This window comes from Blastomonas sp. RAC04 (genome assembly GCF_001713435.1).
In the GTDB taxonomy this organism is placed as follows: Bacteria; Pseudomonadota; Alphaproteobacteria; order Sphingomonadales; family Sphingomonadaceae; genus Blastomonas; species Blastomonas fulva.
Genome location: NZ_CP016460.1, coordinates 622933 through 635491, shown reverse-complemented (window position 1 = coordinate 635491; position 12559 = coordinate 622933). Strand labels below are relative to the sequence as shown.

The 12559-nt window shown below is 63.4% G+C and carries 9 protein-coding genes; 5 read left to right on the top strand and 4 right to left on the bottom strand.

Annotated elements, in window-relative coordinates; translation table 11 throughout:
- Nucleotides 1-29: 29 nt before the first annotated feature.
- Nucleotides 30-2795, bottom strand: a complete 2766-nt coding sequence (locus BSY18_RS04110) for a TonB-dependent receptor plug domain-containing protein (protein ID WP_171900168.1) — start codon at nucleotides 2793-2795, stop codon at nucleotides 30-32.
- Between the two features lie 548 nt (nucleotides 2796-3343).
- Between BSY18_RS04110 and BSY18_RS04105 the strand changes: the two genes are divergently transcribed.
- The 4 genes from BSY18_RS04105 (at nucleotide 3344) to BSY18_RS04090 (ending at nucleotide 8916) form a co-directional block, all read left to right on the top strand.
- On the top strand, nucleotides 3344-5077 hold the full coding sequence (locus BSY18_RS04105; protein ID WP_171900167.1) for a DUF885 family protein: 1734 nt from the start codon (nucleotides 3344-3346) through the stop codon (nucleotides 5075-5077).
- 95 nt (nucleotides 5078-5172) lie between these two features.
- On the top strand, nucleotides 5173-5709 hold the full coding sequence (locus BSY18_RS04100) for a 2Fe-2S iron-sulfur cluster-binding protein (protein WP_171900166.1): 537 nt from the start codon (nucleotides 5173-5175) through the stop codon (nucleotides 5707-5709).
- Nucleotides 5706-6677 carry an FAD binding domain-containing protein gene (locus BSY18_RS04095; RefSeq protein WP_069049739.1) on the top strand — a complete coding sequence of 324 codons (972 nt, stop codon included), beginning with the start codon at nucleotides 5706-5708 and terminating at the stop codon, nucleotides 6675-6677. Before BSY18_RS04100 ends, BSY18_RS04095 begins: the two co-directional genes overlap by 4 nt.
- Before the next feature lie 4 nt (nucleotides 6678-6681).
- Complete coding sequence (locus BSY18_RS04090; RefSeq protein ID WP_069049738.1) at nucleotides 6682-8916, top strand: xanthine dehydrogenase family protein molybdopterin-binding subunit; 2235 nt, start codon at nucleotides 6682-6684, stop codon at nucleotides 8914-8916.
- 55 nt (nucleotides 8917-8971) lie between these two features.
- Here the strand turns inward: BSY18_RS04090 and BSY18_RS04085 are convergent, their stop codons facing one another.
- The 3 genes from BSY18_RS04085 to BSY18_RS04075 all read right to left on the bottom strand — a co-directional run bounded on the left by BSY18_RS04085 (nucleotide 8972) and on the right by BSY18_RS04075 (nucleotide 11639).
- Nucleotides 8972-9607 (bottom strand): hemerythrin domain-containing protein, encoded by a 636-nt coding sequence (locus tag BSY18_RS04085; protein ID WP_083231297.1) that lies wholly within the window; start codon nucleotides 9605-9607, stop codon nucleotides 8972-8974.
- 164 nt (nucleotides 9608-9771) lie between these two features.
- Nucleotides 9772-9987, bottom strand: a complete 216-nt coding sequence (locus BSY18_RS04080; protein ID WP_054133116.1) for a hypothetical protein — start codon at nucleotides 9985-9987, stop codon at nucleotides 9772-9774.
- A 140-nt stretch (nucleotides 9988-10127) separates the two neighbouring features.
- Nucleotides 10128-11639, bottom strand: a complete 1512-nt coding sequence (locus BSY18_RS04075) for a porin (protein ID WP_069049737.1) — start codon at nucleotides 11637-11639, stop codon at nucleotides 10128-10130.
- 332 nt (nucleotides 11640-11971) lie between these two features.
- On the opposite strand from BSY18_RS04075, the gene BSY18_RS04070 reads away from it, so the two are divergent.
- Nucleotides 11972-12319 (top strand): hypothetical protein, encoded by a 348-nt coding sequence (locus BSY18_RS04070; RefSeq protein ID WP_069049736.1) that lies wholly within the window; start codon nucleotides 11972-11974, stop codon nucleotides 12317-12319.
- Nucleotides 12320-12559 lie beyond the last annotated feature (240 nt).

The window sequence follows — 12559 nt, the reverse complement described above, 5'->3', positions numbered from 1 at the left end:
CGATGCCGCCGCGACTAGCGCGTTACCACTTAAAAGTTGGCCCTGAAGCCCATCGTGAAGCGGCGTCCGATCGCATCGAAGGTTTCCCGCTCGAACAGATAGAACGGGGGATCGCGATCCAGCAGATTGTCGACAGCTCCGAAGAAGCTGAAGCCTTCAGTCACGTCGAGATTGAAGCTGAGATCGACATAATGCACGTCGCCGGTTTCCGGACGCGCCAGCCGCGGCAGAGCCACGCCCGAGGCGATGGCACCTGCAATGCGGCCATCGGTGGTCGACTGCAGGAAGCGATGCCGCAGCGAGATCTGCAGATTGTCCAGCGCCCAGGTCAGACGCTGGGTGAAGCGCCAGGTCGGGTTGGCGGTGGTGCAGTTGCCGCCGCCGATATAGCCAGCGCAGTTGACGGGGTTAACCGCCGGGCTGCCCTGGGTAATCGCATCGATGAGATAGCTGCCTGCGAGGAAATAGTTCAGGCTGCTGTTCTCGGTGAGATTGTAGCGATAATCGAGACGGAAATCGACACCTGAGGTTTCCAGCTTGGCGATGTTGGCATTAAGCAGCGGCACATCGATCAGCTGGCCGTCGGGCGTGCGGTTGCGCAGCGGCTGGCAGAAGATGTTGGTCAGCGAAAGGTTGGCGTTGCACGCGGTGATCACCGCCTGCAGGCCGCCGCCGAACGAGCCGATCGCCTGATCGATCTTGATGTTGTAATAGTCGATCGTCAGCTGAAGGTTGGGGATGAACGAGGGGCGGATGACCGCACCGACCGACCAGGTGTCCGACGTTTCTTCCTGCAGATTGGGATTGCCGCCGGTGACAGCACGGATCTGCTGGTTTTCCTGCTGGAACACGTTGATCACGCTTGCCGGGACACCCAGAGCGCTGACGCAGAAGTCACGCTCTGCCGTGGTACGGCCCGCATCGGCGTTGCAGAAGTCGAGAGCCTGCGGCGCGGTGTTGGTGGCACCCGAGAACAGCTCGACCACGTTCGGCGCACGCACCGCACGCTGGTACAGGCCGCGGAACTTCAGCCCCTCGAACGGCGAGTATTCACCGCCGATCTTGTAGGAATAGACCTTGCCTGCGGTCGAGTAATCCGAGTAGCGCGCGCCGCCTTCGAAGGCGAGCAGCTCGAAGCCCGGAGTGTCGGCGAGGATCGGCACATAGATTTCGCCGTAGACCTCGGCGACATCGAACGAACCACCGGTCGGGCTGAGGCCGGCCGAGCGCGACAGCGCCTTGCCCTGCACGTACAGCTGATCGGGATCGAACTGCGAGCTTTCCTTGCGATATTCGGCGCCGACCGAGATGCCGACATCCCCTGCGGGCAGCGAGAACAGGCTGCCGGTGATGCTGCCGCCGATCTGCTTCTGCTTGACCGTGGTGATGTTGGTGAGGTCGGTCGAGATATAGTCGATCATCTGCTGCGTCAGCGAGCCGAAGCCGAACGGATTGATCGTGACGCAGCGCGGATCGGCCACCGCGCAATCGAACGGATTGGCGGGGTTGGTGAGGAAGGAGTTGGCGAAGTTGTCGATCAGCACGCCGCCGCCCTGGACGTCGGTGATCTTGTTCTCACCCTGGTTGTAGAACACTTCCCACTTCAGCTGGTCGGTGAGGTTGCCCTTGAGACCCAGCACGAAGCGATAGAAATCGCGTGTCTGGTCGCTGGTGCGGTTGCCGGCATCGAGCAGACGACGGTTGATGTTGACCGGCACCAGATTGTTGCCGTCGCCATCGAGGTTAACCCGCAGGAACTCGCGCAGCGAGGGATCGAGATAGGGATTGCGCAGATCGAGCTGGAAGCCGGGGATGAAGCCCGAGCTGCTCATCGGCACCGCGCCCAGAGTCGAGTTGATCTTGCTCTGGACGTAGGAGCCTTCCCAGAACGCGGTGACCGCGTCGGTCACATCGTAATGGCCAAGCACCGACGCCTGCCAGCGCTGCATCGGCATCTGCAGGTTGGTGAACGGGCGATCGTTGAAACCGTCCGACCCGCGATAGGCGCGCCAGCCTTCAGGCGCGAAGAAGATGCCTGCAGTACCGATCGCGGTACCGGCGCGGTCGCGCAGCCCGACGAGCTGCGGCGAGAAGATCGTGCCCTGCGGGGTCACGCCGTTGCCGGCCGGAACCAGCGTGGGCTGACCGTTGACGATGGCGTCGGCAAGAAACACAGTGGCATGGTCACGCTTGGCGCCAGTGACCTGAGCGCGATCGAAATAGCTGCCATGAAAAACGATGTTGCCGCGACCGTCCGCGAAGTTTCCGCCGGCGGTGAACTCGAGGTTGTAGCGCGCCGCATCGCCTTCATCGGAAATGCCGTAGAAGCCGCCGACTTCAAAGCCTTCGAAATCGTCCTTCATCACGAAGTTGACGACACCGGCCATGGCGTCCGAACCGTACACCGCAGATGCGCCGCCGGTCACGACTTCGATCCGCGACACCAGCGACGGCGGGATCATGTTGAGGTCGACCACGCCGTCCTGCGAGGCGCCGACGACGCGGCGGCCGTTCTGCAGCACCAGCGTGCGCACGGCGCCCAGACCGCGAAGGTTGACCGTGGCTGACAGGTTGCCCGAGTTGGACTGCGCACCCGCACCGGCGACCGCCTGTGGCAGGGCGTTGAGCAGCTGCTCGGATTCGACCGTGACGGAGAGCTTGATTTCCTCTTCGCCGATGACATTCACCGGGCTGTTCGATTCGACATCGGGACGCGGGATACGCGAGCCTGTCACCACGATCGAGCCACCGGCCTCGTCATCTGCCTGGTCCTGCGCGAACGCAGTTCCCGTCACAACCATCGAAAGAAGAAGCGCAGATCCGCACTTCAACGCTGCACGCTGCATTCCAACCCGCCTCATAACCATCTTTGTCACTCCCTGAAATTAACGCCCACCTGCGAAGGTCGGGTAGCCGACATTGATTGCCGATCATTCCCGTGAACAGTTGCGTGATTTTGAGCATATTGTCCGGGCGCCGTCAATCATATGTCTCAAAAAATAATCGAAAACGTCACACCTGCCCTCGCAAACCCTTGCGCTCCGAGCACGCACGAGCCCGTCAATCAGCTCGGAGGTCAATCTATATCATTGGTTATCATGAGTTTTTTGGAGTTCGCGACCCATACTGGCACCGTGCAGGCTGGCACTTGACCGTCTTAAGCGACTGCGAGACAAAAGAGGCCAGCGCGGCTGGCAAACCGGACGACTGCACTCTTGACCCGGCGCCCGTCGAGGAACAGTATACTCAAAATCATGCTTTTTTTGTTTCAAATTCAGATGTGTGAATGAGTCGCAGGCGGTCGAAAGCAGGGCTGCCGCATATCGTCAAGGAGAAGAGCATTATGCGTATGGCATCCCTCGCAACGATTGCGGTCCTGCTCGCCGCCCAGCCCGGCATCGTCCGGGCCGCAGACGCTTCCGCCGCCCCCCAAGCCGCCGCCGCTTCCGTCGCCACGCCTGCCATCGCCCCGCCCGCCGGTCCGCCCCAGGGTGCGGCCGGCTATGATGCCTTCGTGACTCTGTTCGATCAGTTCAACAGCTGGAAGACGCCCAAGGCAGTCGATGGCATTGTCGATTACAGCCCGGCCACGGTCGCCAAGCGCCGCGCGGAGCTGGCAAGCTTCCAGGCCAGGCTGCCCGATTTTGCGGTCGCAAAGTGGGACCGCCACCAGCAGGTCGATTATCTTGCGGTGCGCGCGCAAATGGATCTGCAGGATTTCACGCTCAACATTACCAAGCCCTGGGCGCGCGATCCGGGGATGTACATCGACGATCTGCAGCGGCTGGCCTATGTCGATCTGCCGCTTGATACCACGGCGCGCGCGCCGTTCCAGGCGCGGCTGAAGAGCATCCCCGCCTATCTCGCGCAGGCACGGATCAACCTGGATTCGGTCGCGGCGGACTATGCCGACCTTGCCATCCACAGCCTGTCCAATGGCGATGGCGTGGGGCATGGCATGCCCTATCGTTCGGTCGAGCCTGCGGGGCTTATCGGCTGGTTCGCAGATCTGCGCGCGCGTGCAGCAACGCAGCAGCCCGACCTGCTCCCCGACATCGATGCCGCGCAGGCTGCGATCGCGGGGTTCCGCGACTGGCTGGTGACCTCGCGCCCAGGGATGACCACCGCTGCCGGGGTGGGCAAGCCCGCCTATGACTGGTTCCTGCACCACGTCCGCCTGATGCCTTACACTTCGGACGAGATCGTCACGCTGGCCGAACGCGAGCTCGAGCGCCACTGGGCGAACTATGCGACCGAACGGCACCGCAACCGCAACCTGCCCGAGCTCGAACTGCCCAAGTCTGCCGAAGAATATGAAGCACAGCTTGCCGGCACCGACGCCAAGATCCGCAAATGGCTGAAGGATGAGGAAATCATCACGATCCCCGATTACATCCCGGCGAGCTATCAGGAGGTCGGCTTCAACGCCCCATGGGTGGTGCGCCCCAACGGCCCGATGTTCTGGGAGCAGGTCCAGTTTCGTGATGTCTCACCCGATCATCTGCACGCGACGTTCCCCGGCCACCGCTTCGACGGCATGACCGGCAAGCGCGTCACGCACCCGATCCGCCGCCACATCAACGACAGTGGCCGCACAGAAGGATGGGGCTTCTATCTCGAGGAAAGCGCGGTGCAACTGGGGCTGTTCGATGACCGCCCGCGCACCCGCGAGCTCATCTACATCTTCGGCCTGTTCCGCGCCGCACGCACCATCGGCGACGTCAAGATGCAGCGCAACGAGATGACGGTGGGCCAGGCGATGGAATTCTGGAAGGAATGGACGCCCTATCTCGACGACAACGTCGCGCGGGTCGATGCGGGCATCTATATCCGCCGTCCTCCCGGTTATGGCATGACCTATACCATCGGCTCGATACAGCTGCAGAAGATGCTGGTCGATCGCCGCCGCCAGCTGGGCGAGAAGTTCTCGATCAAGGACTTCCACGACTATCTGATGAACACGGGCCGCCTGCCCGTCTCGCTGCTGCATTACGACCTGACCGGAAATGACGAGGAGGTCCGCAGGCTGTGGACTCATGTGCCGCTGGCCAAGGCGATGCAAACAACAGGCGGATAGGCGTTTCGGGATGATTTTGCGGCATCGGGGGAACCTTGTCCGGGGGCGTTGGTAAAGCAAGGATACCAGCCCCAACATGAGGATCGATCACGGACATGGCCCCCCCTATGTCGACCGCCAGCGTCAATGGCACCGACCACCCGCTGCCGGGTGATCCCCGCCGCACCCTACTCGACTGGCTGCGCGAAGACCTGGGCCTGACCGGCACAAAGAAGGGCTGCGACCATGGCCAGTGCGGCGCGTGCACGGTGATCGTCGACGGGCGCCGGATCAATTCCTGCCTCTCGCTTGCACAGCTCCACGAAGGCGACACCATCGAGACGATCGAGTCGATCGGCAGCGCCGATGCGCTTTCCACGCTGCAAAAGGCGTTCGTGACGCACGACGGGTTTCAGTGCGGCTATTGCACTCCCGGGCAGATCTGCTCCGCCAAGGCGCTGATGCAGGAACTGGCCGATGGCTGGGCGAGCGCGGTGACCGACGATGTCGCCACAGTCCCGGACATCAGCCGCGAAGAACTGCGCGAGCGCATGAGCGGCAATCTGTGCCGCTGCGGTGCCTATTCCAACATCATCGCCGCGCTTGAAGAGGTCATCGCCGATCAATCCGAGACCCCGGCAGGTGTAGCATGAGGAGCTTTACGCTGGACCATGCGGGCAGCCCCGCAGAGGCACGCGAAGTGCTGGGCGAAGGCGCCACTGCGATCGCGGGCGGCACCAACCTGATCGATCTGATGAAGCTGCAGATCCAGACGCCCGAGCGGCTGGTCTCGATCCGCCGCACAGGAATGGATGCCATCTCCAGCGATGGCGGCGGCATCAGCATCGGTGCGCTTGTCACCAATGCCGATTGCGCCGCCGACAGCCGGGTCCGCAAGGACTGGCCGCTGCTTGCCAAGGCGATCCTTGCGGGCGCGAGCCCGCAACTGCGCAACCGCGCGACCACCGGCGGCAATCTGTGCCAGCGCACCCGCTGCGGCTATTTCTACGACACCAGTCAGGCGTGCAACAAGCGCGAGCCGGGCTCTGGCTGCGCCGCGCGCGAGGGCTTCAACCGCATCCATGCGGTGCTGGGCACCAGCGACGCGTGCATCGCCACCTATCCCGGCGATATGGCCGTTGCTATGTTGGCACTGGACGCGGTTGTGCTCACCGAAGGCCCCGATGGCGCCCGTGAAATCCCAATCGCGGACTTCCACCGCATGCCGGGCGAGGATCCCTCGCGCGACAATGTGCTCCAGCACAGCGAACTGATCACCGCGGTGCGCCTGCCCGCCCCCACCGGCGGGGTGCAGCTTTATCGCAAGGTGCGCGACCGCGCCTCTTACGCCTTTGCTCTGGTATCGGTCGCTGCCGATGTGACGATGGAAGACGGCCGCATTGCACGCTGCGCACTCGCTTTCGGCAGCCTGGGTACGGTCCCGTGGCGCGATCCTGCGGTCGAGCAGATGCTGGTGGGGCAAACCCCATCGCCTGGGCTGTTCGATGAGGCTGCCAAGCTCCTGCTGAAGGATGCGCGCGGTTTTGGCGGCAACGATTTCAAAATTCCCCTCGCCGCGCGCGCGCTTGCCGCAACCCTTCACGAAGCAACAGGGGGCTGATCCGATGCGCCTTTTCAAGACCGACATGTACAACACCCCCGACACACGCAACCTGCTCGACCACACCCGTCAGGGGGTGATCGGCAAGCCGCTCGATCGCCCCGAAGGTCCGCTCAAGGTCAGCGGCAGCGCGACCTATTCGGCCGAGTGGAAATTCGACAACTGCGCCGAAGGCGTACTGGTGCTTTCGACGATTGCGCAGGGGACCGTCGAGACCATCCACAAGCAGCCCGTACTCGATATGCCCGGCGTGCTCGCGGTGCTGGCCGATGAAGCGATGACTCGCCGCTCGACCCAGGGCACTGCAGGCGAAGCGCCGGTGCAGGACGTGCATACGGTAGAATATTTCGCGCAGCCGATTGCGCTGGTGGTCGCGGAAAACTTCGAACAGGCGCGCGATGCCGCGCTGGCGCTCAAGGTCGATTATGCGATCAGCGACGAGCCGATCGCCCTTGATCCCGAAAGCCCCGATGCGGAGGTGGAAGACCCCGCGAACAGCGAGCCGGTCAAGGGTGGCGATCTCGATCAGGCGATGCGCGATGCGGCCTTTGCGGTCGATGTCGAATATGACACGCCCGGCCACGCCAGCGCCGCGATGGAGCCGCATGCCACCATCGCGCAATGGGACGGCGACCATCTGGTGCTGCACGGCAGCTATCAGATGCTGTCGTACAACGTCAAAGAGATCGCCGATTGCCTGTCGATGTCGCCCAAGAAGGTGCGGATCATCGCCCCTTATGTAGGCGGTGGCTTCGGATCGAAGCTGGGGATCACGCACGAAGCTGTCGCAGCGGCGATCGCTGCCAAGGAACTGCAACGCCCCGTTCGAGTGGTTATGACCCGCCAGCATGTCTTCCAGACGGTGATGCGGCGTTCGGAAACCAGGCAGCGCGTACGTCTGGCAGCAGATGCCAGCGGCAAGCTGATCGGCCTTGGCCATGAGGCGCTGGTCTCCAACCTGCCCGACGAGGATTTTGCTGAGCCGGTCACCCAGGCGACCGAATTTCTCTACAGCGGCGAAAACCGCCTGCTCGAGGTGAAGGTAGCTCGGATCAGCCGGATGACGGCGGGTTCGGTCCGCGCGCCGGGCGAGGCCGTGGGCATGCAGGTGCTCGAGGCGGCGATGGACGAACTGGCCGAAGCGGCCGGGATCGATCCTGTCGAGCTGCGTAAGCGCAACATGCCCGACAAGGTGCCGGTCGAGGGCACGCCCTATTCCTCGCGCATGCTGGCCGAGGCGCTCGATCAGGGCGCATCCGCGTTCGGCTGGGATCAGCGTTACGCCACGCCCTGCCAACGGCGCGAAGGCGAATGGTGGATCGGCATGGGTATGGCCAGCGCTGCACGCGTCAACATGCTCGTCGATGCCGAGGCACGCGTGACGCTGAAAGCAGATGGCACCGCTTTGGTGGAAACCGACCAGACCGATATCGGTACCGGATCCTACGCCATTCTTGGCCAGATCGCAGGCGAGATGCTTGGGCTGCCGATTGATCGGGTGAAGGTCATGCTGGGGGACACCAGCCTGCCTGCAGGCGCGGGATCAGGCGGCAGCTTCGGCGCGATCTCCACCGGTTCTGCCGTGATGCGCGCGTGCGAGGATATCCGCAAGCGGATCGCCAAGGCGCTGGGCTGCGACGCCGAAGATCTCGACATCAAGGATGGCGTGGCGAGCGCAGGCGATGACTCCCGCGCGCTGACCGATCTGCTCGATGGCAAGGAATTCGCGGCAACCGGTTCGATCAAGCCGGGCAAGACCGCCAAGGACTATTCGCAGGCAAGCTATGGCGCGTTTTTCGCCGAGGTCGCGGTCAACGCCTTTACCGGTGAGACGCGGGTGCGGCGGATGACCGGGGCATTCGGCTTTGGCCGGGTGCTCAACGCCAAGACCGCACGCTCGCAATGCCTGGGCGGAATGGTCTGGGGCATCGGCAGTGCGCTGACCGAGGAACTCGCCTTCGATCTGCGCGATGGTCATCTGGTCAATCACGACCTTGCCGAATACCACGTCCCCGCGCATGCGGATGTCCCGGCAATCGAGGTGATCCTGCTGGAAGAACGCGATGCTGCGGCAAGCCCGCTCCAGGCGAAGGGTGTGGGGGAGCTTGGCATTTGCGGCGCGGCGGGGTCAATCGCCAACGCGATCTACAATGCCTGCGGCGTGCGCCTGCGCAGTTTCCCGATGACGCTCGACAAGGTCATCGAACAACTGCCCGATCCCTTCGCCAAGGTGGCTTGAGACCGATACACAGCCGGTGCGTCCGAAACGGGCACACCGGCTTTGGCCGCGCCGATCAGGCGATGTCCTCGACCTTGAGTTTGGGCTTCAGCTCGGCCGCTTCCTTCTCCGCCTTTTTACGGCGATTGAAGACGGTGCGCATGTACTTGCGATCTGCTTCGGTCAGGATCGCCTCGCTGGCGACGAACTGCTCCTGCTCTTCCTCGGCGATATGGTGCAGATATTCGTGCTTGAGCGCAGCAAAGCGCTCCATCCACTTCTTGCTGCCCATGTCGCGCGCGGTTAGGTCATCGAGCATCTTGTCGATATCCTTGTGCTCGGCCACCGCGTGGCGGGCAAATTCAGTAGTTTCGGGATTGCGCAGCACGGTGGACCACAAGGCCTGCTCTTCGGCCGCAGCGTGGGATTTCAGCTCGAGCACCAGCTCCTCGCACAGCCGCGCGCGATCATCCCCCTTGCGATCGGTCGCCTCGATCATCGCCAGCAACGCCCGGTGACGGTCATGATCCTCGATCAGCCGCCCGAACACATCGGGCAGGCCGCGCAGATCGGTCTCGGGGGTCTGGCCGATGCGAGCGGGAACATCGGGCGCGATCGCCTTGGCCTTGTCGATCGCCTTGGTCTTGGCCTTGGCATCGCTCGATGATCTGACCGTTGAACTCTTGGGAGACTTGGCTTTCTTGCCGGCCATGACATGGCTCCTTAGATGGGGTGACGAACGTCGAAAGCCTGCCGCAACTGAATGCACGAAAACCCCAAGGCCGTTTGACGGGCCATGGGGCTTGTGTCGCGAAATACCATGCGGGCAGGCAACACGGCCAGTTTAAGCCTCGCTGCCCTGCCCGCAAGCTGTGTTTACCAGCTGGGCTGGCCCTTGCGCGCCTGGCGCTTCTTGAGATAGCGCGATGCGAGCCAGCCGCCGGTCGCTGCCACTACCATCCCGCCCGGACCAAGCCGCCGCGCAACGGTGGCTGCGGCCAGACCGACAAGCGCGCCCTGTCCTTCGCTGATGCCGGGGGTGCGCTCGGCAATCTTCTTGCCAACCACTGCGGAAATAATCTTGCCGAACATATTGGGCCTCATCGTTGTGTGTTGTGGGGTTTCCAACGTGCACCGCGCCAAACCGTTCCCGCTCTGCATCCACCTGCCGGGTGTCACACCTCGGCTGGCAGCCAAACGCGCTGGACGGACCCCAGGGCCCCGTCCAACGGTCAATAGTTCCACTGCGCCTGGACGCGGAGCAGTTCGCCCTCAGCCTGGCCGAAGCGGCGCTCATCGGCTTCCCGGCGCGACGCCCATCCATAGGTTACCGTGAGTTCCAGCGCCGGTGTGGGCAGGAATTCGAGCCCCAGCTCGAGCTCCTCGGTTTCCAGCCGCGGCGCGTTGATCGCGCCCTTGAAACCGCCGCGATAATATTGCCAGCGCGCAAACGGATAGAACGGGCCGAGCGGCGAGCGGCGTACGCGGCCCATCGCCTGGACATAGCCGCCGCGCAGCGAACGGGTTTCGATCTGCTGCGTGGCGGGATCGAACTGCGGCCCCCTGCCCCAGTTCCACTCCGCCTGCAGGCCGAAGGGCTGCGGGTACAGGATCGCATGCACGCCGATGCGGTTGTCGGCATAACTCACCGGGCTGAGCCCGCCTGTGCGCTGCTCGATCTCAATGCGGTTGCGCATCATCGATCCGCCCAGTTCGAGCACCTGTCCATCGAGCCCCAACCCGTCGAGCTCGAACGGCCATGTGGCGAGCGCCACGATCATGACATTGTCGTTGGTCTCGGTGCGGTTGAGCCCCTGGCCGTTGAAGGCGCCGAGGCCAAACGCGCCGTAATTGCCGAACAGCTTCTGCCCGTCCTCGGTCAGCCTGTCCCAGATGCGCTGGACATGCGGCGGCGTATAATAAGCGACAACGCCAAGGTCGCGCTCGCCGGGTGCCGCGCTGTTGATAGCATCGGTGCGGTCGAGCGCCAGCCGGTTGGATGAGGACTGCATGTTCTCCCAGCCATAGGGAATCTTCGACTGGCCCAGCCGGATTCGAAAGCTCTTGTCACCGGTGGGAAAGACATCGGCATAGGCATCGCGCAGCTGCGCAAAGCCGTCGCGCCGTTCGCCCACCGACTGGTTGGATACGGCGGTCGCGAAGTCGGGCTGCAGATAGAGCGACAGATAGTCGTTCACATCGCCCTGCAGGATCAGGCGAACCCGGCGTAGGCTGAAATTGCCCTCGTCGCGGATCCCGCTATCGCCGATCGACCGCAACCGCGACAGCCCGGCAGGCGCGACATCATCGCCGGAGACGATCTCGTTGATCCGCATCTGGGTATAGCCGCGCAGCATCAGCTTTTCGTACCAGCGCTTGCCAGCGCGCGAGGTCGATGCGGTCTGCACCGGCGGGCTTTGAGGTGTGCCTGCTGCCGGGGGCGCTGCCGCCGCCGTTATGGCTTGCAAGGATGGCGCCGGGTTTGCGGGCGAAGCCTGCTGCGCCAGCACCACAGGGTTCTGTGGCTGCGACGGGGCTGCAGATGCCGCCGTCTGCTGCGCCGCCTGCAATTGCGCGACCATTGCTTTCAATTCGTCAATCTGGCGCTGGAGATCGGCGATCACACCGGCCTGATCCGCCGCCGCTGGAACAGGCGCGCCTTGTGCCAGAGCGGGCGCAGCCATGGTGGCGAGCATGGTTGCAGCCAGCAATTTGGTGGATATGCCACCTGGAACAAACGACATGAAAATGTGCCTTCGAAGGTTACCAGCCAGGCAAGCTCGGCCAGGACCGCTGCCTTTGTGTCAGTTCTGTGTCACTTATGTGACGGCTTGCGCCCCCTCTATCAGGATGCACGGGAACAACAAGCGCATTGAAGGCATGCTTGCGGCAAGACGCAGGCAGGTGCTGCAGCCGTCGCGGCTGCGCGCCCGCTCGGCTGTCACGGGCAAGGCGCTATGCGGCGTGACCCTGCTGCCCGTGCGCTTCCATCGCGCGCGATCGGCGCCAGACAAGGACCAGCCCCGACCCGGCGGCCACGATCACCGGCGCGATCTTCATCAGCGTCGAGGCCGGGGTGCTGCTCGCCGCTGCCTATATGCTGACGCGGCGGCTGTGGCTGGGCATCGGCTTTCATATCTCGTGGAACTACACCCAGTCTGCCGTCTTCTCCGGAGTGGTCTCGGGCAGCGTCGCCGATCCGGGGTTGTTCAAGACGGTGATGACCGGTCCGGATCTGCTCACCGGTGGAAGTTTTGGCCTGGAAGCCTCGCTGATCGCATGCCTGTTGTGCACCACCGCCGGAACCATTCTGGTGATGAGGGCGGTGCGCCGCGGGCAGGTTATGCAGCCCTTCTGGAGCCGTACCCAGCCGGAAATCGCGACCTCTGCCGAGCGGTCGTTGATCGAGCAGCCACCCGCCTGACGGCACTTCCCCCGAACAAAGCGGCTCGGACGGAGACTCAAGGTTCACTGCTGCTGATGCAAAATGGTGCGCCCGACAGGGGCAAAACAAACCAATGGAATCAATGGGACGCGAAGGCTAACCGGCAAATTATCGCTACGCATGACTGCGGGCGACAAGCCATCAATGGCTAACCTTCGGGACGGGCCACCGGGGCAAAGAAAAACCCCCGCAATGGCTGGCACCACGGCGGGGGTTGGA